The sequence below is a fragment of the Pseudoalteromonas sp. S1612 genome (assembly GCF_005887175.1).
Classification (GTDB): Bacteria; Pseudomonadota; Gammaproteobacteria; order Enterobacterales; family Alteromonadaceae; genus Pseudoalteromonas; species Pseudoalteromonas undina.
On record NZ_PNDH01000008.1, the window covers coordinates 19,248 to 42,421 of the forward strand.

Sequence of the window (23,174 nt, forward strand, 5' to 3'; positions counted from 1 at the left end):
ATTTGCAATATAGGGCTGCTTTGTTTATTTTGAGCACTTATTAATTTTAAGGGTAATCCGCAAGCCTAATGGATACTGAGATAGAACTGAAATTTTTGGTATCAGATGACGTCATTCCACTGATCCCCTCACTAATTACTCAATTTGCAAAAACAGTCACAAACAAACCTTCTAAAAGTTTGCAAAATGCTTATTATGATACACCAAGCAGAGAGTTAAGAGCACTCGATATTGGCTTTAGAACGCGTTGTACAGACGAGCGCTGTGAGCAAACAATTAAGCTAGCTGGAGAAGTGGTAGGGGGCTTACATCAGCGCCCAGAGTACAATCTTCCAATAGAAACAAACCGGCCAAATCTAATGGCGTTTGATTCATCAATTTGGCCTCACGGTATGCAAATTGATGCCATATCACAAAATCTATTCCCTATTTTTAGTACTAATTTTATTCGCCGTACGTGGTTAATAGAAACCCCAAATGGTGCCAAAATTGAAGTGGTATTAGATAAAGGTGAAATTGCTGCGTCAGGTAAGGTAGAAATCATCAGCGAGCTTGAAATCGAGCTGGTTGAAGGTAGTCGTGAGGAGCTATTTGCTTTTGCAGATATATTAGTGAGCCAAAACAGCATTCGTTTAGGGCTCTATTCAAAAGCAGCAAGAGGCTACCGCCTTGCGGATGACACGCCGCTTCAACCAAGTAAATCAATCGGCTTTGTGAAACTTAATAAGCAAGCCACTCAAGAGCAAGCCCTTATTGAAGCTATGGGGTTTGGTATTCGCTTTGTGCAAAAACACGAGCAATGCTATTTCGATAAGCCAAGTTTAAAAACATTAAAACGTGTAACCGACGGCATTAGCTTAATTCGCCACAACTTTTGGTTGTTTGACGATATTGTTAGTAAAGAAAGTACCGAGCAACTCAGAACAGAACTCAAGTGGCTATTAAGTGAGTTAGCATGGGTTGAAAATGCAATTCAGTTAAAAACTTATACTTCTAAGCGCCATGCTTTTTATAAAAAAATAAATAGCGCCCCAGCGTTAACGCAAGTTATTAACGATTTAAAAGAGTTACAGCCGAGCATTGACGATATTTTTTCGCTTTTTCATAGTGCACGCTACAACCGTTTATTGCTGAGCTTAACAACGTGGCTGATAAATAAGCAGTGGCGTAAAGATTGGAGCCAAGCAGAGCTTCAAAATGCAGAGCAACCTATTGTAGATATTGCTCATCGCTTATTTGATAAAGATTGGAAAAACTTACACCGTTTACTCCCTAAAGAGCAAAGCTTAGCAGGCAATGATTACTTAAACTTTCGCACTCAATTAGAAAATAGCTTACTCAGTGGTAATTGTTTAGGCGCACTGTTTAATAAAGATGAGCGATTAGAATTTAGGCTCCCTTGGCTGGATATTTCTCATGGGATGTATGAGTTAAGCACGCTTGATTATTTAAAACAGCTGTGTGGCGGGCAAGAAGATGCTCAACTGGCAAAAATACAACTATGGTTAGAGCAAAAATCTGACTTTTTAGTCAGTGCCATGGAGCAAAGTCGACATGCTTCATTTGATACAGAACCTTATTGGCTTTAATGACTAAGCACTTTTGTGGCCGGACTTTGCTGCAAAAGTGCATGATTTTTTCACTTTTGTGTTTTGCTACCAATGTGTGTTCACAGCCATCTTGGCAACTTTACGAAAGTAAACAAGGGGTAAGTGTTTATTTTCAGCGTTTAACTGACGATACCTTGAAAATGAAAGCTGAAACGGTGGTTAGCAATGTCACCGCAGAGGATTTAGTTGCTTTACTTAGTGATACCGATACAGCCCCTAGCTGGATAGAAAACATTACTAAGGTCACGTTACTCAAAAGTTTAAGCCCTTCAGAAAACTTAGTTTACAGTTATATTGATAGCCCGTGGCCTGTTAGCAATAGAGATGTGATTACTTATTCGTGCTATAAAAAAGTGAATGACTTGCAAACGCAGCTTAGTATTCACGCGCGCCCAGATTTTTTACCTAAAACTAAAGGGGTAATAAGAATAAGCACCTTAGATGCAATGTGGCTGTTAACTCAGCAGGCGAAAAATTTGCACATTAGTTATCAGGTATATGCGTTACCAGGCGGTAAGATACCCACGTGGTTAAATAATCGGATCGCCCTAAAAAGTACCCTTAAGACGCTAATAAATCTTGCTGAAATACTCACTACTAAGCAGTACATAGCAAAGCCAACCGTTATTCGCACCGGTAATTGCACACATACCGAACCGCCGCAGTTATAAGCAAAAAAGTGACCTAAGAGGTCACTTTTTAGTGGGTAAAAGCTAATTAGTATTTAGCGGATTCACCGTCTTTGGGTAAAGACTGATTTATAAACTCGCGTAAATCGTTATTAGAGCTTTCTAAATCTGCGTGGCGTAGATACATCATATGGCCACTGCGGTAGCCTTTAAAGCTTAATCTATCTTGCATTTTACCACTTGGATCTAATTGCCACATAGTATATTTGGCATCAAAGTAATTGGTTGCACCGTCAAAGTAGCCCGCCTGAACCATTACATTTAAATAAGGGTTTTGAGCCATGGCTAAGCGTAAATTTTCACCGGTATTATTTCCGCTTCTATCCCATGGGTGAACGTTACCAAATAAGTTATATTTGATATCGGTTTTGTAATTAAGCTCTTCACGAAGATAATAGTTAATTGCAGGAGTGAAAGAGTGCAGCCATGATGTAAGCTCTGCCCAGTAATCTGGTGACTCACCAGCATCGCGTTTATCTATGCCTAAATAGCGCGAATCCAGTCGACCAACCATTTGTCCGCGTTCACGCAATAACTCTTTCCAAAAAAACTGTGTTGGAATATCTAAATTGTTTTGACTAACAAATGTTTCAGATAAACCCGCATATTCAGCCATTTTTTTAATAATACGACGTTTTTCGTCAGGCGCAATAAAGCCGCCTTTTGCAAGCGCAGGAATAAGCTCATTAACGGTAAACTGTTCAACTTCCGGTAATAGCTCGTCTAAATCTTTTGCTTGTAAATCGGCGTTTAATGCTTTGTGGTACCATGCAGTAGCTGCAAAGTAAGGTAGGCGGTTAGCTGCTTTTACTGGTCCGTCGCGTTTAATACCGATATCGGTAGGAGATACGAGTACAACACCGTTAATGTACATCCACTGACTATTTTGCAGCTCATGCGCTAAACCCGATACACGAGTAGTACCATAGCTTTCGCCAATTAAAAACTTTGGAGAGCGCCAACGTTCATTTCGAGATACAAAAGTATTAAGCCATTCTGCGAGGTACTTTATATCGGCATTAACGCCAAAAAATAGCTCTTTTTGTTTATCTTTGGGTAAAAGGTTACCGTCTTTATCTTCTACAACACGTGAATAACCTGTATTTACAGGATTTACATAAACGATATCCGCTACATCTAAAACCGAATAAGGGTTATCTTTTACACCATAAGGTTGAATTGGGTAGCCTTCGTCGTCAATTTTTAAAACACGAGGGCCGGTGTAAGCTAAATGCATCCAAACTGATGCTGAACCAGGGCCACCATTAAATGAAATAAGTAATGGACGCTTTGTTCTATCATCTACTTTATCGCGGGTGTAGTAAGTGTATTGAAGGGTTGCAATGGCATCACCCTTGTTATCCCATACTGGCTGTGTGCCTGTTGCTACCGTATAAGAAAATCGTTCGTTATTTATTTTTGCTTTGTGCTGAGTAACTACTTTACTGTCGATATCAATACGGCGTTGATTATCGGCAAACGTTGCACTCGAAAATGTAAGTGCAATTGCGGCAATGGGTAAAAATAGACTTCGACTAAATTTCATAACTAACCCTTTTTGTTTTATGTACTGCAGTTATAGCGATATTTGAGTAAAAAACAAAAGTATTGAGACTAGCTGCCGATAATAATCGTTGAGTTTATATAATTAAGATTAATCTCAACATAGCAAACGGGCGAAATATACTTGATGTGTATGCCATACTGTAAGTTTAAGGCGATTAAAAAATTTAATTATTAATTAAGTTTTTTAGGTTATTGGTCGCTTTAATTGTTTTTAAATGGATGCTTGAGAGTGATTTATTTTTAGGTTTATTACCATAAAGGGTGAACGTAAATGAAAGGGAGTTTATGCAACGGGTTTTAATTGTTGAAGATAATATAAGGGTACAACAAGTACTCAAACATATTGCTGCTCATTATCTTGATGTGCGGGTTGATTTCGCTCAGTCACTTACTCAATGTAAAAAGTTACTAAATCAAACTAGTTATTCGCTCGCGTTAGTTGATTTATCTGTTGGTGGTCAAATCGATACTGATATAACTCGCTTTACACTGTCGCAAGGTATCCCTACGTTGGTGATGACAACGCAAACAGATGAACATACACGTTTAAAAATGCTGGAATTAGGTATTATCGATTACGTCATTAAAGATAATCGCGACTCTTATCTTTACGCCATAAAATTTGTAGCACAGTTATTGCGTAACCAGGGGCGCAAAGCGCTGGTTGTAGATAATTCCTTATTGAGCAGTAGCTTGGTTAAGCAAATGCTCGAAAAACAATTGTTTGACGTCATTACTGTTGATAATAGTGCGCAAGCTCTTCATATACTTGAGCATGATCAGGCTATCAACTTAGTGATCACTGACCATAACTTATCAGGTATGAATGGTTTTGAATTAATTAGAGCAATTCGTAATATTAAAAGCCGTGAGCAATTGGCCATTATTGGTTTAGCTGATGTATATAGTTATGGCGTTGCTGCACGATTTATTAAATCAGGTGCGAATGACTTTTTAACTAAACCCTTCACCCATGAAGAGTTTCACTTTCGAGTGGTGCAAACTATGGAGTCAATATGGCTAAGTGATGCTAAAAAACCGGCTTTGTCTTTCGATGCGACAGAGTAACTTTAATCTTAAATACATTATCAATGTGTATTTGGCGAGAGTGTAACGGTTAGTTAAAGACGATTATTTGCGTATTTATCGACTCGCACCAATTCTGTATTTTGCTTAAAAAAAGCGCACCTAAATGGTGCGCTTTTTTGTTTTTTATATTATTTAATTTAATAACCCTCTGTTTTTATTTGTAATTTAAAGGTGGCACAAAGGTTGGATTGCATAGAGCAAATACAATAACAAGCTAGTGTCCTAAGGGGGCCTTTGTGAAAATGATCAGTGCAATAATAAAGCCATTCAAACTAGATGATGTGCGTGAAGCACTCGCTGATTTAGGCATCGAAGGAATGACCGTGGTTGACGTTAAGGGGTTTGGACGTCAAAGAGGTCATACAGAGTTATACCGTGGTGCAGAGTACCAAGTTGACTTTATACCTAAAATTAAACTTGAAATTGCCACTCGTAGTGAAAATTGCCAACGCGTTGTAGAGACTATTACCAAAGTTGCTGGAACGGGAAAAATTGGTGACGGCAAAATTTTTGTTTACGACTTAGATCAAATTGTCCGTATTCGTACTGGCGAACTTGATGATGATGCAATTTAAGGGGGCAACATGGAAAATACAATTATAGAGCTGAAGTTTTCGCTCGATACGTTTTACTTTTTAATCTCTGGCATCTTAGTTATGTGGATGGCAGCTGGTTTTGCAATGTTAGAAGCAGGTTTAGTGCGCTCAAAAAATACCACAGAAATTCTAACTAAAAATATCGCACTTTATTCTATCGCTTGTACTATGTTTTTGTTGGTCGGTTACAACATTATGTATGTAGACAACGTTGAAGGCGGAATAATTCCTTCATTTGGTGGCCTAATAGGTAGTCAAGCGGCAGACGCCGATCATTCACTAGAGTCTGATTTTTTCTTCCAAGTAGTATTTGTTGCAACGGCTATGTCTATTGTATCTGGCGCCGTAGCGGAGCGTATGAAGTTATGGGCTTTCTTAGTGTTTACAGTAGTACTTACAGGATTAATTTACCCAATTGAAGGTTACTGGACATGGGGTGGCGGCTTCCTATCTGAATTAGGCTTTGTTGATTTTGCAGGTTCTGCCATTGTCCATGCAACCGGTGCAGCTGCAGCGCTTGCGGGTGTAATTCTACTGGGTGCACGTAAAGGTAAATATGGTAAAAATGGTGAAATTTACCCAATTCCAGGTTCAAACTTGCCACTTGCTACATTGGGTACATTTATTTTATGGATGGGTTGGTTTGGCTTTAACGGTGGATCACAGTTATTAATTTCAGATAAAGAAAATGCAACTGCAGTAGGTCAAATACTACTTAACACCAATGCTGCTGCAGCTATGGGTGCAATATCAGCCTTGTTCTTATGTAAGTTATTATGGGGTAAGGCAGATTTAACCATGGTACTTAATGGCGCACTTGCAGGCTTAGTGGTTATTACTGCAGATCCATTATCACCATCACCATTAATGGCGTGTTTATATGGCCTACTAGGTGGATCTTTGGTTGTACTAAGCATTGTGGCACTTGATAAAGTGAAAATTGACGACCCTGTAGGTGCCATCTCTGTGCATGGTGTATGTGGCATATTAGGTGTGGTATTAGTGCCGGTTACTAATGCCGAGGCTAACCTTGTGGCACAGTTAATTGGTTTACTATGTATCATTGGCTTTGTGTTTATCGCTTCATTCATTGTTTGGGCAGTCTTAAAACAAACCATGGGTATTCGTGTTACCGAAGAGGAAGAGCTAAACGGTATGGATCAACATGATTGTGGTATTGATGCTTACCCAGAATTTGTTTCAGTAAGAAGTAATTAAAAGTAAAAGTATTGTGTGTTCAATCAAAGCCCTACTCAGTTAGGGCTTTTTTGATTTCAGGAAGGGTTAATTTTTCAGGTGTTAGAGTAATGTGATAAGCTCCTCGCGTTAAATCAACCTTTGGAATGTATTACACTTAAATGGCTGAAAAAAAGAAAACACCGACCAGTAAATCCTCGACTAAGCGCGCTACTAAGTCATCTAAAACATCAGCGCGAAAAAGTGCTGCAAAAAAAACCGCAAGTTCGGCTAAACGGCCATTTTTAAAAACGTTGTTTTCTATTTTTTGGAAACTGAGTCTGGCGACTTTCATCGCTGTAGCACTTTACTTTATTTATCTTGATGCAAAAATCACCCGCCAATTTGAGGGCAATAAATGGCAACTTCCAGCCCAAGTGTATGCGCGTTCAATGACCTTTTTCCCAGGGCAGTTTTTATCTGAGCAAGAAGTTTTATGGGAGCTTAAACGTTTAAATTACACGGCAGTTAATCGCTTGAGCCGCACAGGGCAATATATTAAAGCAGCCAATAGTATTAAGATTTTTCGTCGTGATTTTGAATTTTATGATGGTTTAGAGAGCGCTCATGTAATTGAACTGCGCTTTTCTGGAGAAAAGGTTGCCAGTATTAAGGATAAATTTGGTCGTCGCTTAAACACTGCCAGATTAGAGCCTGTGCAAATAGCCCGTATAGGTAATGACTCAAAACAAGACCGTGAATTTGTGCCATTAGATAAATTTCCAGACATGCTTAAAAATGCTTTGTTAGTGGTCGAAGACCGCGATTTTTATGAGCATCACGGGGTATCGGTATTTTCTATTTTACGCGCTTTGTATACCAATATTCGCGCAGGAAGAACCGTACAAGGGGGCAGCACACTCACGCAACAGCTAGCTAAAAATATTTACCTTACTCGCGAACGTTCGTTAGTACGCAAAATCAATGAAGCCTTTATTGCGCTTATTCTTGATTATCGTTACTCAAAAGATCAGATTCTCGAGGCCTATTTAAACGAAGTCTACCTAGGTCAGTCTTATAACCAAGGTGTGCATGGTATGGGATTAGCGGCCGAGTTTTACTTTGCAAAACCCGTTGATGAACTCGAGTACGACCAAATTGCCCTGCTAGTGGCCATGGTTAAAGGCCCTTCTTATTACAATCCACGACGTTACAAAGAACGTGCTATGGAGCGTCGTGACTTAGTGCTGCGTTTAATGGTCGATAACAAACTTATTACTACCAAAGAGTATCGAGCCTCGTTAAAGCGCGCCATTGATATTGCGCCAATGAAAGCCAGCTTGCAAAAGTCTTACCCAGGTTACTTAGAGTTGGTTAATCGCGAACTGAAAAAACTGCTACCTGATCAAGAAGTATTAGATGCAGGGGTGCGCGTATTTACCTACTTCGACTTGCAAAAACAAACCGCAATGGAAGAATCGATTAAGGCCAGTTTACCTTATTTGGAAAGGCGTCCAAATACCAAAGAATTAGAAGCGGCGATGATCTCCGTTAATGTTGAAAAAGCGGGTGTATCAGCGTTAGTCTCTGGACGTGATGTGCGCTATTCAGGGTTTAACCGCGTACTTGATACCAAGCGCAATATTGGCTCATTAGTTAAACCGGCAGTGTATTTAAGTGCACTGCAGCTTCCTCATTATAATTTAGCGACGTTGCTTGATGATTCACCTGTTCAAGTCACTAATGAAGAGGGAAAAGTATGGCAGCCAGAAAACTTTGATCATCAATACCGAGGCGCCGTGCCTCTTTATAAAGCATTCAGCCACAGCATTAATATTCCGGCAGTTAACTTAGGGCTTGATGTTGGGGTTGATAAAGTTGCTAATACACTCAGAGGACTAGGTGCTAAAGGCCATATTAATGAATACCCGTCGCTGCTATTAGGGGCTATTGAAATGTCGAGTTTTGAAGTGGCCCAGCTTTATACCACTATTGCTGCTGATGGCGAATACAGGGAGCTGACGTCTATCTCGGCATTAACCGACTCTGTTGGTAAAGTACTTTATAAGCATAAAGTGAGTAACGAACAACGCTTTGATAAAGATGCCATGTACATGACCAAATACGCTATGAAGCGAGTAACTAAAGATGGCACCGCTAAACGCTTAAATTTACATTTTCCGTCGATTCAGCTCGCAGGTAAAACAGGTACCAGTAACGAATTACGCGACAGCTGGTTTGCTGGGTTTGATCAAAATACAGTGACGGTTGCATGGTTAGGTCGTGATGATAATAAAAGTACTGGCTTAACCGGCAGTGTCGGCGCGCTTGAAACCTATATTCGTTATTTAAAACCCTTAAACCCGCAAGCAATTGCCGATACCCGTCCACCTTCAATTCGGTGGGCATTTGTAAACGAGCAAACCGGGAAGCAAGCACCACCAGGGTGTGGCAAAGTGATTCAATTACCGCTTAGGGCCAGTGAGTTTAAACCAAGGCCCCAATGTATTCGCTAAGTAATAAAAACAAAAAAAGCCCGAAAGGGCTTTTTTTATGGGTAAGCGATCTTATGAGCTAAACGTTATAGTTTAGCAAAAGCGCGCTCTGCCGCTTCAATCGTTGCCTGAACTTCTTGCTCTGTATGCGCAGCACAAACAAAACCAGCTTCAAACGCCGAAGGCGCTAAATAAACACCTTCTTCAAGCATTAAGTGGAAGAACTTTTTAAAGCGTTCTAAATCACATTCAGTAGCTTGTTGGTAAGTAGTTACTTTTTCTGCATCAGTAAAGAAAAAGCCATACATGCCGCCAGCGTAGTTAGTCGTTAAGGCAATACCTACTTTTTTAGCTGCGGCTTCAAAGCCTTCACAAATCGCTTTACTAATGGCTTCTAGTTTTTCGTGAACGCCAGGTGCACTAAGTAACTCAAGTGATTTTAAACCTGCAGCCATCGCAATTGGATTTCCTGACAGTGTACCTGCTTGATAAACAGGGCCTACAGGGGCTATGTAATCCATAATCTCTGTTTTACCACCAAATGCGCCAACTGGCATGCCACCACCAATTACTTTACCTAAACAGGTTAGATCTGGCTTGATGTTGTAATAAGCTTGAGCGCCACCAAGGGCTACACGAAAACCTGTCATTACTTCGTCAAAAATAAGCACAGATTGGTACTGATCACAGACTTCACGCAGTCCTTCTAAAAAGCCAGGTACTGGTGGGATACAGTTCATGTTACCTGCAACTGGCTCAACAATAATACACGCGATTTCATCGGCGTATTTAGCAAAAATCGCTTTCACTTCTTCAATATTGTTAAACGAAACCGTAAGGGTGTGCTTAGCTAAATCTTCAGGAATGCCTGGAGAGTTAGGTACACCCATAGTTAATGCACCAGAGCCAGCTTTTACTAGCAGTGAATCTGCATGGCCGTGGTAACAACCTTCAAATTTTAAAATTTTGTCACGACCAGTAAAACCACGAGCTAAGCGAATTGCACTCATTGTTGCTTCAGTACCTGAGCTTACCATACGTACTTTTTCGATAGATGGGACTAGCTCTTTAACTTTTTCAGCCATTAAAATTTCAGCTTCGGTAGGTGCACCGTAGCTTAAACCATTTTCTACCGCATCATGCACTGCTTGTTTTATTTCAGGGTGATTGTGGCCCATAATCATTGGGCCCCAAGAGCCCACATAATCAATGTAACGGTTGCCATCAGCATCAAATGTAAACGCGCCCTGTGCTTTAGTAATAAACAGCGGAGTACCACCTACACCATTAAAAGCACGCACTGGTGAATTTACGCCACCAGGAATAGAGTCTTGAGCTCGTTTAAATAAGTCTTGGCTAATTGTCATGAAAAATCCTATTGTTTTATCACTTTAAAATTAAAAGCTTAGCTATCGCGTTTGCGGCTAAACCAAGGAACGTCTACTTCATACTGCTCGACTTTGTTTTCTACGCCGAGGGTTAAAGCAAACAGCGCCATACGAATAAGTACGCCATTTTGTACTTGGCGGAATATTGCTAGATTGTCGTTAGCATTTAAGTCGTTATCAAGTTCGTTTGCCTCTAAACGGCTATCGCGAGGAAGCGGGTGCATTAACACCGAGTTCGGTTTGCAATGGGAATTGTAAATAGATTGGCTAATTCTAAATCCACCACGGTATTTATTAGCTTCCTCTTGAGACGGAAAACGCTCTTCTTGGATACGTGTTTGATAAACAATATCGGCCGCTAAGTTACCTTCCATTTTATCAACCAGTTCAATTTTATGTCCTGCATTTTCAACGACAGATAAAATTGAGTCAGGCATTTGCAAGCCATTAGGGGCAACCATTGAAAAGCGAATGTTTTTGTAATGACATAGTAGCTTTGATAGCGAGTGAACGGTTCGGCCATATTTTAAATCGCCGACTAGCGCAATGTGCATACCATCAATATTTTGATCGAAGCGGTTAAGCTCTCGCTCAATAGTTAATAAATCAAGCAGCGCTTGAGTAGGGTGCTCATTGGGTCCATCGCCACCATTTATTACTGGTACGCTGCAACCTGTTGCAAATTCAGCTACCGAGCCTGAGTCTGGATGGCGCATTGCAACCGCATCAGCATAGGCTGAAATAACACGTGCGGTATCATATAGTGACTCGCCCTTAGCAAGCGCAGAGCTTTGCATACCGGTGGTTTCACGAACCAGTCCACCGAGTAAGTTAAACGCAGTGCCAAAACTAACACGAGTACGCGTACTAGGTTCAAAAAATAGATTCGCTAAAATAGCGCCTTCAAGCACATTGGTACGCTTTTGTTTTTTTGCGTATGGCTCCATTTTTTTTGCTACAGCAAATATGCGTTCAATACAGTCTCGATCGAGTTGATTAACAGAGAGTATATTTTCACCTTGGAAACTGAACATGGGGTTATTCCTAGTTATTCAAAAAGGCGCGATAATCCATAAAGGAGCACGCAATCGCGCGTATTATACAAACTTAGTTTGCGACTTGGCAGTGTAATTTATAATCCTGTATTTAAAAGCTTGGCTTAATAATGGCTAAAGCAACTATAACGAGTAACGCTAAAACAGGTAGCTCGTTGAAAATTCGGTAAAACCGATCGCTTTTTGTATTTCTATCGTGTTTAAAATCAGCTAATAATTTGAAACAGTAGCCATGATAAATATATAAAATGATTACCAGCACTAGTTTATAATGCAGCCACATACTGTAACGAAACCATTCGCGGCCGTATTCAACAATAGTTAATACGCCAAACACTGCGGTAAGCACAGCAAAGGGGGTAACAAAATAAAGCAGCCGACGTTCCATTACTTTTAGCATTGAGTTACACGATTTTTCTTCACTCATAGCGTGATAAACAAAAAGTCGAGGTAGGTAAAAAATACCGGCAAACCAAGCAATCATAAAAAATACGTGCAAGGTTTTGTAAATTAATAATGCGCTCATACTGTTCTCATTATTGTTAAAGTAAACTGTTACGTATGGTTAGAATATGATGGATTTGATCCCACCTTAGTAATCCCATAATTTGTTGATTATCTAATAAGTTATATACATAAAGTGCACCACTGCGTTTATCATTTAAAATTTCAAAGGCATCTGCAAGAGTGGCCTGACTGCTGATACCTTGTAAGCTAATGTACTTTATATTGACCGCCTGATCAGACATTAAACTTAAGTCATATTCAGCTAGGCGATAACCATTTTCCTCGTCAAACACAATTAACGGTGTTTGGCTGTCCATGGCATCTAGACTGTTTTTTATTTGCTCTTTATCGTCAGAGTAGAGCAGTTTAAAGTCTTCATCCATGTCATCCATCACCCCTACTTTTTGTAATGCCTCAGTGGCCGGAGATACATGGTAAGGTAATCCCTGAAAGTCTAATTGCTGTAAAAATATAGAGCGGTTACCAAACACCTGCAAAGCTGTAACGTAGGCGGTGGTAATGACGATCATCGCCGGTACAATAATTTCCGGTGAAGAGGTCAGCTCCATCACGGTAGTTAGTGCCGCTAAGGGAGAGTGCAATGTGGCAGCTAGTAAGCCTGCCATGCCGAGCACCCCATAAGTACCAGCTATGTCAGTTCCTGGGCTAATAAACTGGGCAAAAAATGCCATTAAAGTGCCGGTTAAAACGCCAAGTCCAATAACCGGACCAATTAACCCACCAGGAATACCTAAGCCAATAGCAAACAAGGTGGCTAATAACTTAGCAATTAAAATAGTGGTAAGTAGTTGCATGTTTTCAGGTGACTCTACAGCAATGGTTATCGCACTCATCCCTGAGCCCATAGCTTGTGGAACTGCATAGGCAATTAAGCTGGCAATACACCCTGCAATTATTAAACGAGGAAACATACTTAGTGGTTTAAAGGTTTTAATAATCAGCATTAAGTTTTGATTAAAAGCATAAGCCACCGCGCCCAGCCCCATGCCGCACAAAATTAAATAGGGGTAATGCCACCCACTTAAGGGGGCAATGCTTATTAGCGCAAGTTCTGAGCCTTCACCAAATACAAATTGAGTGGCTAATGCACCGGTAACGGCTGCGAGCATTATCGGCACAAAAATATGCACTTTGTATTCTCTGAGCACCACTTCCATTACAAAAATAACCGCAGCAAGCGGGGTATTGAACGACGCAGCAATTCCCGCGGCAACGCCACAACCACTGAGGGTACGCATAGCGTTGTGAGGTAAGTGTAATTTATTCGCTAATATGCTTGCCCCGGCAGCCCCCATATGAACTGATGGGCCTTCGCGGCCAACAGAAAAACCGCTGATCAGCGCCAGTGCACCACCAACAAACTGATTAACCGTGTTATACAGTGGCATTTGCCCGTAATGGCGCTTGATTCTGTGTATCACAAAAGGAATACCTAAGCGGTAATGTTTAAAGCCAGTGAAAGCCGCAAATGTAGCTATTAATAACGCTGCAACTAAAGGCATTAATACCCGTTCTAAAGTGGGTAGGGTGGTAAAATTGTCAGGGGTTTCTAGAAATAAACTTTGAAAAAATAAAATGGTTAAGCGGAACAGTATAATAAAAAATGCAGCAATTAATCCGGCACTTACGCCTAATAAGCATAATTGTACGGATGTTTTTGGTTTTGCTAATCGACGTCTCAGTCGCTCAAGCCACATGCTTTATTTCCCCGTAGCATTTTTAGGCGTCAAGTTTATCAAAATAGTCTAGGGAAGTCCTTGAGATTTTTAACAACAGATTAATTTAAATTTAATTTATACTGCACCTATTCACAGAGTGAGCTAAACAAGCCATGTTAGCATTGGAGCGTAGAAGCAGGATTAACTATACTTGATTAAAACACTCAGGTATTAGATAATCTCGCGCATTAGTATTAAGGTATTGAGGGTTATAAGATGTCTGAAGAATTACCCATTAAGTTTAGCGACGCAGCCGCTGTGCGTGTTAAACAGTTAATCGACGAAGAAGAAAACCCAGATCTAAAACTGCGTGTTTATGTCACAGGCGGTGGGTGTTCAGGTTTTCAATACGGTTTTACTTTTGATGAAAAAGCGAATCCTGGCGATTTAGAAATTGTTAAAAATGGGGTTACCTTAGTCATTGACCCTATGAGTATCCAATATTTAGTTGATGGCGAAGTTGACTACACCGAAGGATTAGAGGGGGCACGTTTTTTTGTCTCAAATCCTAATGCGACCACTACATGTGGTTGTGGCGCTAGTTTTAGCGTATAAAAATATCGTTATCCAAAAAAACCGCTTAATCAGCGGTTTTTTTATGTGTTTAAAAAATCATAACTCAGTTGGGCTGTACTCTGTTATTTGCATCATTAACACAAAAAAGCCAAGCACAAACGCAGAGAAGACTAAAATATAGATAAAGCCTTTTTTACCCTGCTTTAATGGAATAGCATAATGGCGTAAAAAAAAGTACCAACCTAAGCACAAAATAATAGGTAGTAAAAAGAGTAGTCTAAACATGATTTGATCTCTATAAGCTAGGGTCAATAGACCTTAATAATAAACAGCTTATATTTAAATGAAACAAAAAAGTTATAAAATATTTAACCTTATTCAGACTTAGTAAATATTTGTTGTTAAACTTTAATCGTAGAATTACCAATTAATCATTCAGATCAACGGTGAATGGTATATAATGTATCCAAGAATGAAACGGGCAAGGTTTCATTTTTCACAATAATAAAGAGTTAGTACATATTTGAGGGTTTTTGTTGATTGAATTGTAAGCGTTTACACTGCGCCTTAGTTAGTGGCAGTGAGTTTTCAGTGTTGATCACAATGAGCTCTTGGCAATATGTACAGTTAAACAACGAGTAGGAGTTGTATATGATGGGTAAAACCGTATCTTCAGAAGAAAATGCAAAGTTAACAAAGTGGCTTAAAACTAAGCGCCATGAAAAAGGCTACACAATGCGCAGCCTAGCGCAAATTTTGGGTACGCCACATTCTTTTATTGGCAAAATTGAAAATCAAGAGCGTCGCTTAGATGTGATTGAGTTTGTTCGCTACTGTAATGCATTAGAAGTCGACCCGTATGAAGCATTAAGCTTAATTAAAGCTGACTAACGCTGTTAGGCTGTAATCGTAAAGTTAAATCTAACGTCTACAGCCAATACTAATGCAGGGATGCATTAGGTGTTACCTACTATGATAATTTTGCTCTAATGCATATAGTTTGTGCCTAATTAGATATAAAAATATTAATGAAGGTAAAACCATAAGTGCTGTTAAAACAAAAAATAATGACCAATTCCCCATTAGCCAATCATCGATAACTACGCCACTATAACTCGATAATAACGTACGTCCTAAATTACCCAATGATGCTAATAGCGCATAATGGGTGGCGCTAAATGCTCTGTCACACAGCATAGATATAAAAGCAACCATCGCCACTAAAGACCAAGCTTGGGTAAAACCATCAACAACAATCGCCATTGCATATAAGTGTTCTTGTGGCCCTGCTAAGGCAATCCAAGAAAACATTAAGTTAGATGCAGCCATGGCTACGCCACTAATAAATAAGCCTTTTACTATGCCATATTTGTGGTTAAAAATACTGCCCAAAAAGGCAAATACAATGGTGATTAAACCCGTGCCCAGCTTGGAGTAATTTGCTATTTGGGTATTACTAAAGCCCACTTCCTTATAAAATACAATCGACATTCGTGCTAAAAATGCTTCACCAATTTTAAATAAGAAAATAAATGCCAGCAGTGCTAAAGCGGTTTTAACCCCATTTTTAGCAAAAAAGGTTTTAAATGGGTCAACCACGGTAACGCCTAACCATGCGAGCGTTTTTGTCAGTGGAGTTTGTTTAGTTGTTGCGAGCTTTTCAAGGTAAACACGTTCTAGCTCGGCATGAACGGCTTCGCGATTTGATTGCGGCTCTTTAGCCCAAAACACACAGCTAATTAATAACAGCATAATCGCAGATAAAAAATAATAGACCTGTGGCCAGTCTATGTTTGGCATATCTGCCATGTAAAAGGGCACAGCCCCTAATAAAGCATAACCTGTCCACCAACCTGATGTAGCCATTGCGGCGGCTGCGGTGGCTTTGTGAGATTCATTTTCACTAAGAGTGTCTATTCGAAAAGCATCTATAGCAATATCTTGCGTTGCAGAGGCTATGGCGATCAGCAAGCAAAGTGCGGCGGCAATCGCTAGGTTTGCTTTTAGATCAAGCCCTGCAAGTAGTAACGTGCCAAGTAAAATAAAGCTTTGGCAAAACAGGATCCAACTACGACGCTGACCAAGCCAGTTGTACAAAAAGGGCAGTTTAGTGCGATCTATTAAAGGCGACCATAAAAAATTGATACTATAGGCACCAAACACAATGCCAAATAAGCCTATCATGCTGCGACTCAAACCTTCATCTTTAAGCCAAGCCGACATTACCGAGCCAATTAACACCCACGGAAAACCACTGCTCATTCCAAATATAAAAACATTAATTAAACGTTTATCTTTAAAATAAGAAAAGTATTCGCGAACAGAAAGTGTGCTATTCATAGGGGCTCATTGGCTCATAGAAAGAGCAGCCAAAGCTGCTCTGATAAAAAGTTATAAAGGAACTTGTTCAAGCACCTTGATATTTAATATAACAACCGGTTTTTCAGGGACAAAGTTGTAGCCAATTTTGTCATTAAAACCCGTTTTTACAGCCATGATTTTATCGAGCGTCTCATAACCTTCCATAACACTGCCAAACACGGCAAATCCCCAATCTCGCCCTGGATTTAAATGGTCATTGTCATCCATGTTAAAAAAGAACTGACGCGTTCCTGAGTGTGGTTCTCGATCTTGATAGGCCATAGCAATGCTATACATATCGTTAGTTAAGCCGTTACCGCTTTCATTAAAAATAGGGTCGTTTTCATGCAGGCCATCGTAATCTTTATCATAACCACCGCCTTGAATTACAAAATCACGATCATTTTCTACATCGCGTTCTACACGATGAAACACACTGCCTTGATAGCTTTTATCAGACACGTAAGTCAAAAAGTTATTGACCGTAATAGGGGCTCTTGAGCGGTCTAGCTCAACCACAATACTGCCCAACGATGTCACAATTTCTACTCGAGGGAAAATATTATCTTTTTGCACAAAGCGGCCTTCTTGTGCCGCTAAACTATTTACGCTAAAAAATAAGCTTACGCAGATTAAAAAAAGTTGCTTCATTATTAACCTTCTAAAAATGCAATTAATTCAGGGTCAGATACAATGCGGGTAATTAACTGCTCAGTCAACTTATTGAGCTGACCTTCAATTTTTGCCCTATCATGACCAAGTGGTCCAGATAAATTAGCATTACCGCTATAACGCTTACTGAAATTACTGGTAGGGCGAATCACTCGTACTTCAAATTCAATCTTGGCATCACTGGTATGGCTCATTAGCTTTTCTGTAACCACAGCTTGCAGTGCGTGAATATCTAACTCAAAGCGCAATTGCGCTAAATTAGAAATGCTAGCGCCATTGCGACTAAGCGCACTGTCTAGCGCACTTTTAACTGACTCAGTAATACCCGTGCTGGCAATGGTTTTTGTTTTGCTTGATTCAATAAGCTTTAAGGTTGCACTGTCACCACGTAAATCAATCACGCTGGTGTTTAAGCTGTTATTGATTGAGCTTATTTGTCCACTTTTATAGACGGGATTGAGAATAAGCTGATTAGGCTGATTGGCACATCCCGAAAAAACCACTAAAGTACAACAGCTCAATAATATCTTTATGAGTTTCATTTATAACGTCCCACTATTTTTAGTTGCGCTGAGTACCACAAACTTTTTATTAGAGCCTAATAAAGTACAGTTACCAAACATACGGTTTAGTTTGTCATGATAATCTAAATGACGATTGCCAATAATACGCAGCTCGCCACCTTCTTTTAATGTGTCTTTTGCTTGTTTAAACATTTGCCACGCGATGTGGTCGGTAACCGCTTGTGCTTGGTGAAATGGCGGATTACACAATACAATATCGGCACTTTCACGTTCAAAGTCAGTTAAACAATCATTCTCTATAAAAGTACATTGTTCAAACTTGTCTTCCATGTTTAATTCAATGTTGAGTCGAGCTGATTCAACCGCCATATACGACTCATCAACAAAGCTAATATGCGCATTAGGACAGCGCGCTAATGTCATTAAACCAACCACGCCATTACCACAGCCTAAATCAATAATATTTTTTGCTTTATTTGTTTGCGGCAAGTAATTGAAAAAGAAACGTGCGCCAATATCAAGTGAATCACGTGAAAACACATTGGCATGATTACTTATTGTAAAATCAGTGCCTTCAAGTGGCCAGCTGACTGGGAAATCTGCGCCTTTATAACCGCCAGCTGCTTGGCTAATAATTAAACGTGATTTTTTTACTGCAAGACTTGTTTTCGTCTCACCAATAAAGTTTTCAAATGCTTTAATAGTAGAGTTATGTACGTCTTTAGTTTTTGCAGCACCAATAACTGGCGTATTTGGTGCGAGCACTTCGCTTAGTTCAGATAACTGATATTGTAAAAAAGCCAACGTGCGTGGTACTTTTACCAACACAAGGTCTACTTGCTCAGGTAGAGCCGACAAACTATCAAGCTGGCTAAACGCAGTCGTCGCGATTTTGTTTTCCGCTAAGTTATAAGCAGCCGCCTGATGGCTAATATATGAGTCGTTTACTGAACAAACTGTTAATTGTTGCTTGCTAAAGTAACAGCTAAGTGCACCAAAGCTGTCGTTTAAGATCAGTAACGAGCGACAATCAGGATAGTGTTCATTAACATAGTCAATGAGGTATTCGTCTGCTGAATCCCACGCTTGTAAGCTGCGGTTTTTTTGATCCAAAGGAAAGCGTTCAAGAGTAAAAGTGTTATCGCCGAGCGTAGCTTGCGTAGTCATAATAGTTTAATGATCGGTAATCAAATGATAGGTAAATTCTAACATGCAACCGCCAAACGCCAACCCCCAACTGTTACCAAATGGCTTTTCTTATCAAAGTAAGGTACTTAGCGCACAAAAAAGCCTCGATTTATTTTATTATTTGCAGCAAAATCTAAATTGGCAACAGCCAAACATTACAGTGTTTGGTAAAACGGGGCCAATACCTAGGCTACAATGTTTTATCAGCGAAGAAAATCTTGAGTACGGTTATTCTGGGCATAAACTCGACTTAGAGCCTTGGCCAGACGTATTACTTGCTATGCGAACACGTTTAGAAAATCACCTAAAACAACCATTTAACTCAATTTTGGTTAATTATTATCGGGATGGCCACGATTGTATGGGTTGGCATAGTGATGACGAGGCTGAGCTAGGGTCTGAGCCTACCATAGCCTGTGTATCCCTTGGCGCAGAACGGTTATTTAAACTTAAACACAAAGTAAGCAACAGCATTACTAACATCAAATTACAAAGTGGTAGTTGTTTAATAATGAGCGGGCAGAGTCAACAAAATTATCAACATGCGTTGCCTAAACAAACAACACTTAAACACCCGCGGATCAGTTTAACGTTTCGCTATATTAATAATGGTTTCAGTTAAATAGCATTAGCCATGGTGTAGCCGCAGTTGTTATAGTAACCATATAACTGAATTTTGAGGATGGTTTTTATGTCAATGCAACAACAAATACGTGACAAGCTAGCAAATGCTATTGCGTGTAAGCATTTAAATGTTATTAACGAAAGCCATATGCACAGTGCGGGGACTGAATCTCACTTTAAAGTGATTGTAGTCAGTGAAGAATTCGCTGGTAAGCGATTATTGCAGCGTCATCGTGAAATTAATGAAATTTTAAAAGATGAGCTGGCAAATCATATTCATGCGCTTGCTATGCACACTTATACTCCTGAGGAATTTACAGAGCACGACGGCGAAGCCCCGCAGTCACCTAATTGCATGGGCGGCTCAAAAGTTGGATAACAGGTAGCTAGAAGGTGGTTTGAGCAGTGCGTAACTGATCAGATCAGTTTTTTTTGTTTTAGCCTTTAAACTAGCGCTAATTTTTATTGTAAAAGATATAGGATGATCAATGGTCATTAAGCCTAAAATTCGCGGATTTATCTGCACCAATGCACACCCAGTTGGCTGTGCAGAGCATGTTCAAGAACAAATTAATTACGTAAAGCAACAAGGGGCATTAAAAAATGCGCCTAAAAATGTATTAGTTATTGGTGCGTCTACAGGTTATGGCCTTGCATCTCGTATTACCGCTGCATTTGGTGGTGGCGCTAAAACATTAGGTGTGTTCTTTGAAAAAGAAGGCACTGAACGTAAAACAGGCTCTGCGGGGTGGTATAACACGGCGGCATTTCAAGCAGCCGCTGAAGCTGAAGGCTTATGGTCTAAAAATATTAATGGTGATGCGTTTTCTAACGAAATCAAACAAAAAACAATCGACACCATTAAAGCTGAATTAGGTAAAGTTGACTGTATTATTTACAGCTTAGCATCACCTCGTCGTACTGATCCAAATACAGGGGAAGTGTTTTCTTCAACACTTAAGCCAATTGGTAATGCGGTAACGACTAAAAACTTAAATACGTCAAAGCGTGAAATTGATGAAGTAACTGTTGAAGCAGCAAACCAAGACGATATCGACAACACCATTAAAGTAATGGGTGGCGAAGACTGGGAAATGTGGATTGACGCCCTTAAAGACGCTGATGTACTAGCAGATAACTTTAAAACAACGGCTTACACATACATTGGTAAAGAACTAACTTGGCCAATATATGGGCATGCAACCATAGGTAAGGCAAAAGAAGATCTAGACCGTGCCACTGCAGCTATTAAAGCCGCTACCCAAGATTTAAATGGCGAAGCTTACGTTTCTTCACTTAATGCGGTTGTTACCCAAGCAAGCTCGGCAATCCCAATAATGCCGCTTTACATTTCGGCACTATTTAAAGTGATGAAGGCTGATGGCACTTACGAGGGCACAATTGAGCAAATTCATGCGTTATTTAATGAAAACCTATACGGTGATTCACCACGTTTTGATGAGGGCGGACATTTATTCCAAAACTACAAAGAGCTGGAAGATGACGTTCAAGCACGTGTTCAAACTATTTGGGATAGTGTAGACACAAGTTCAATTGATGAGTTAACGGATTACGTGGGCTACCATAATGAGTTTTTACGCCTATTTGGTTTTGGCATTGATACGGTTGATTACGAGCAAGATGTTAATCCTGTTGCGCCAATTGCAAATATGATTGATTAATCTGTCGCTAGTAATGCAATTTTGAAAAAGTCGCCTAGTGCGACTTTTTTGTTTTTTAGCCTTGATTTGAAAAAAATTTTGCTATTTGTTGGTTTATTTACCACTTTGGTCTAGCTTGTATTTTATTAATTATGAATTACAAAACTAAATAAACGTTTCTCTCGTATAATTTTCATAAATACACTCGCATAGTCAGTCACAATAATGTTAAAATCAAAGCAATATGTGAGGAGTTTTACTGCGCTGCTTGTTTGGTATCTATAGCGAGTCATTTTATAGCTTGCAATAATACAAATAGCGGCGTGGTTGGTACGATTTTTCAGTTTCTTTCCGTTAATGTAGTGCAAGTGCGTATGATCAATATAAAAAAAGGTCTGGATTTACCCTTAGAGGGCGCACCTCAGCAAGTTATTCATGATGGTTCTGCCGTCAAACGTGTAGCTGTGCTAGGTGAAGAGTTTATCGGTATGCGTCCAACCATGCATGTTCGTGTGGATGACCAAGTCAAAAAAGGCCAGGTACTTTTTGAAGATAAAAAGAACCCAGGCGTATTATTTACTGCACCAGCTTCTGGTACAGTAAAAGAAATTAATCGCGGTGCTAAACGTGTTCTGCAATCTGTTGTTATTGAAGTAAACGGCAGTGAGCAAATCACCTTTGGTTCTTTCTCGGAAACTGAGCTTAACAGCTTAGACCGTGAAAAAGCTAAAGAAGTACTAGTTCAATCGGGTCAATGGACAGCACTTCGTGCTCGCCCATTTAGTAAAATAGCGGCGTTGGATGCAAATCCTAGCTCTATTTTTGTGACAGCTATCGATACCAACCCACTTGCTGCAGATCCTGCAGTAGTTATTGCTGAAAATGCGAAAGCGTTTGAAGCCGGTTTGGCTGTTGTGTCACGTTTAACCGATGGCAAAGTATTTGTTTGTAAGCAAGCAGGCAGTCAAGTTCCTAGTTCACCTATTGCTCAAGTAGAAGTACATGAGTTTGGTGGCGTGCACCCAGCTGGCCTTGTTGGCACTCATATCCATCACCTTGACCCAGTATCTGCTAGTAAGCAAGTTTGGCACATCGGTTACCAAGACGTTATTGCGTATGGTCACCTTTTCCTTACTGGTGAAATTTACATAGACCGTGTGATTTCGCTTGCAGGTCCGCGTGTTAAGAATCCTCGTTTAGTGAAAACACAATTAGGTGCTTCATTAGATGACTTAGTAGCAGGTGAATTAGAAGACGGTGATAACCGTGTTATTTCTGGTTCTGTACTTGCAGGTGCTACGTCGTCTGGTGTTCATGCATTCTTAGGTCGTTACCACGTTCAAGTATCTGTATTACTTGAAGGTCGCGAAAAAGAATTATTTGGCTGGATTGCACCAGGTAGTGATAAATTCTCTGTAACGCGTACATTCTTGTCTCACCTTACACCGAGTCGTTTATTTAAAATGACAACGTCTACAGGCGGTTCAAAACGTGCCATGGTTCCACTTGGAAGCTATGAGCGTGTTATGCCACTTGATATTTTGCCAACGCTTTTATTACGTGACTTATTGTCTCGTGATTTAGACAGTGCAATTTCATTAGGTGCGCTTGAATTAGATGAAGAAGATTTAGCGTTATGCACCTTCGTTTGTCCTGGCAAATACGAGTACGGCGCAGCCCTACGCGATTGCTTAACTACGATCGAGAAGGAAGGCTAA

The 23,174-nt window shown here is 40.0% G+C and carries 22 protein-coding genes; 12 read left to right on the plus strand and 10 right to left on the minus strand.

Annotated features, from left to right (window positions below):
- Window positions 1-68 precede the first annotated feature (68 nt).
- Both CWB78_RS02835 and CWB78_RS02840 read left to right on the plus strand, forming a co-directional pair.
- On the plus strand, window positions 69-1,589 hold the full coding sequence (locus CWB78_RS02835; RefSeq protein WP_008111845.1) for a CYTH and CHAD domain-containing protein: 1,521 nt from the start codon (window positions 69-71) through the stop codon (window positions 1,587-1,589).
- Window positions 1,589-2,281, plus strand: a complete 693-nt coding sequence (locus tag CWB78_RS02840; RefSeq protein ID WP_138594126.1) for an START domain-containing protein — start codon at window positions 1,589-1,591, stop codon at window positions 2,279-2,281. The genes CWB78_RS02835 and CWB78_RS02840 overlap by 1 nt, the downstream gene beginning before the upstream one ends.
- Window positions 2,282-2,327: 46 nt before the next feature.
- Here the strand turns inward: CWB78_RS02840 and CWB78_RS02845 are convergent, their stop codons facing one another.
- A complete protein-coding gene (locus CWB78_RS02845) occupies window positions 2,328-3,845 on the minus strand; it encodes a S10 family peptidase (protein WP_138594128.1) in 1,518 nt (505 codons plus the stop codon).
- 305 nt (window positions 3,846-4,150) lie between these two features.
- Between CWB78_RS02845 and CWB78_RS02850 the strand changes: the two genes are divergently transcribed.
- The 4 genes from CWB78_RS02850 to mrcB all read left to right on the plus strand — a co-directional run bounded on the left by CWB78_RS02850 (window position 4,151) and on the right by mrcB (window position 9,242).
- On the plus strand, window positions 4,151-4,933 hold the full coding sequence (locus CWB78_RS02850) for a response regulator (RefSeq protein ID WP_010391069.1): 783 nt from the start codon (window positions 4,151-4,153) through the stop codon (window positions 4,931-4,933).
- A 257-nt stretch (window positions 4,934-5,190) separates the two neighbouring features.
- Window positions 5,191-5,529 carry a P-II family nitrogen regulator gene (locus CWB78_RS02855; RefSeq protein WP_010391070.1) on the plus strand — a complete coding sequence of 113 codons (339 nt, stop codon included), beginning with the start codon at window positions 5,191-5,193 and terminating at the stop codon, window positions 5,527-5,529.
- Window positions 5,530-5,538: 9 nt separating this feature from the next.
- A complete protein-coding gene (locus CWB78_RS02860) occupies window positions 5,539-6,768 on the plus strand; it encodes an ammonium transporter AmtB (RefSeq protein WP_054202014.1) in 1,230 nt (409 codons plus the stop codon).
- A 140-nt stretch (window positions 6,769-6,908) separates the two neighbouring features.
- Complete coding sequence (gene mrcB, locus CWB78_RS02865; protein ID WP_138594130.1) at window positions 6,909-9,242, plus strand: penicillin-binding protein 1B; 2,334 nt, start codon at window positions 6,909-6,911, stop codon at window positions 9,240-9,242.
- A 65-nt stretch (window positions 9,243-9,307) separates the two neighbouring features.
- Here the strand turns inward: mrcB and hemL are convergent, their stop codons facing one another.
- The 4 genes from hemL to CWB78_RS02885 all read right to left on the minus strand — a co-directional run bounded on the left by hemL (window position 9,308) and on the right by CWB78_RS02885 (window position 13,889).
- The gene (gene hemL, locus CWB78_RS02870; RefSeq protein WP_008111861.1) at window positions 9,308-10,588 is read right to left on the minus strand and encodes a glutamate-1-semialdehyde 2,1-aminomutase; all 1,281 of its coding nucleotides are present in this window, start codon (window positions 10,586-10,588) and stop codon (window positions 9,308-9,310) included.
- Between the two features lie 38 nt (window positions 10,589-10,626).
- A complete protein-coding gene (locus CWB78_RS02875; protein WP_054202016.1) occupies window positions 10,627-11,643 on the minus strand; it encodes an aspartate carbamoyltransferase in 1,017 nt (338 codons plus the stop codon).
- A gap of 112 nt (window positions 11,644-11,755) precedes the next feature.
- A complete protein-coding gene (locus CWB78_RS02880) occupies window positions 11,756-12,190 on the minus strand; it encodes a CopD family protein (RefSeq protein ID WP_010391077.1) in 435 nt (144 codons plus the stop codon).
- Window positions 12,191-12,206: 16 nt separating this feature from the next.
- The gene (locus tag CWB78_RS02885) at window positions 12,207-13,889 is read right to left on the minus strand and encodes a chloride channel protein (protein WP_138594132.1); all 1,683 of its coding nucleotides are present in this window, start codon (window positions 13,887-13,889) and stop codon (window positions 12,207-12,209) included.
- A gap of 237 nt (window positions 13,890-14,126) precedes the next feature.
- Here CWB78_RS02885 and erpA point away from each other — a divergent pair, with 237 nt between their 5' ends.
- The gene (gene erpA / locus CWB78_RS02890; RefSeq protein ID WP_002958911.1) at window positions 14,127-14,465 is read left to right on the plus strand and encodes an iron-sulfur cluster insertion protein ErpA; all 339 of its coding nucleotides are present in this window, start codon (window positions 14,127-14,129) and stop codon (window positions 14,463-14,465) included.
- A gap of 57 nt (window positions 14,466-14,522) precedes the next feature.
- Here erpA and CWB78_RS02895 read toward each other — a convergent pair whose 3' ends face one another.
- A complete protein-coding gene (locus CWB78_RS02895) occupies window positions 14,523-14,711 on the minus strand; it encodes a hypothetical protein (RefSeq protein WP_054202023.1) in 189 nt (62 codons plus the stop codon).
- 366 nt (window positions 14,712-15,077) lie between these two features.
- Between CWB78_RS02895 and CWB78_RS02900 the strand changes: the two genes are divergently transcribed.
- Window positions 15,078-15,317: a helix-turn-helix domain-containing protein gene (locus CWB78_RS02900; RefSeq protein ID WP_008111877.1), complete on the plus strand. Its 240-nt coding sequence runs from the start codon at window positions 15,078-15,080 to the stop codon at window positions 15,315-15,317.
- 72 nt (window positions 15,318-15,389) lie between these two features.
- On the opposite strand, the gene CWB78_RS02905 is transcribed toward CWB78_RS02900, so the two are convergent.
- From CWB78_RS02905 to CWB78_RS02920, 4 genes are read right to left on the minus strand one after another with little or no spacing between them, the layout of a single operon-like run.
- Window positions 15,390-16,766 carry an AmpG family muropeptide MFS transporter gene (locus CWB78_RS02905; RefSeq protein ID WP_054202024.1) on the minus strand — a complete coding sequence of 459 codons (1,377 nt, stop codon included), beginning with the start codon at window positions 16,764-16,766 and terminating at the stop codon, window positions 15,390-15,392.
- Between the two features lie 51 nt (window positions 16,767-16,817).
- Complete coding sequence (locus CWB78_RS02910) at window positions 16,818-17,438, minus strand: peptidylprolyl isomerase (protein ID WP_008111880.1); 621 nt, start codon at window positions 17,436-17,438, stop codon at window positions 16,818-16,820.
- 2 nt (window positions 17,439-17,440) lie between these two features.
- Window positions 17,441-18,001: a YajG family lipoprotein gene (locus CWB78_RS02915; protein ID WP_008111881.1), complete on the minus strand. Its 561-nt coding sequence runs from the start codon at window positions 17,999-18,001 to the stop codon at window positions 17,441-17,443.
- Window positions 18,002-19,150 carry a methyltransferase gene (locus CWB78_RS02920; RefSeq protein ID WP_055011632.1) on the minus strand — a complete coding sequence of 383 codons (1,149 nt, stop codon included), beginning with the start codon at window positions 19,148-19,150 and terminating at the stop codon, window positions 18,002-18,004.
- 43 nt (window positions 19,151-19,193) lie between these two features.
- Between CWB78_RS02920 and CWB78_RS02925 the strand changes: the two genes are divergently transcribed.
- From CWB78_RS02925 to CWB78_RS02940, 4 genes are all read left to right on the plus strand, one after another.
- Window positions 19,194-19,793, plus strand: a complete 600-nt coding sequence (locus tag CWB78_RS02925) for an alpha-ketoglutarate-dependent dioxygenase AlkB family protein (protein ID WP_138594134.1) — start codon at window positions 19,194-19,196, stop codon at window positions 19,791-19,793.
- 69 nt (window positions 19,794-19,862) lie between these two features.
- The gene (locus CWB78_RS02930) at window positions 19,863-20,174 is read left to right on the plus strand and encodes a BolA family protein (RefSeq protein ID WP_010391086.1); all 312 of its coding nucleotides are present in this window, start codon (window positions 19,863-19,865) and stop codon (window positions 20,172-20,174) included.
- 109 nt (window positions 20,175-20,283) lie between these two features.
- On the plus strand, window positions 20,284-21,477 hold the full coding sequence (gene fabV, locus CWB78_RS02935) for an enoyl-ACP reductase FabV (protein ID WP_010391087.1): 1,194 nt from the start codon (window positions 20,284-20,286) through the stop codon (window positions 21,475-21,477).
- A 353-nt stretch (window positions 21,478-21,830) separates the two neighbouring features.
- Window positions 21,831-23,174 carry a Na(+)-translocating NADH-quinone reductase subunit A gene (locus CWB78_RS02940; protein WP_138594135.1) on the plus strand — a complete coding sequence of 448 codons (1,344 nt, stop codon included), beginning with the start codon at window positions 21,831-21,833 and terminating at the stop codon, window positions 23,172-23,174.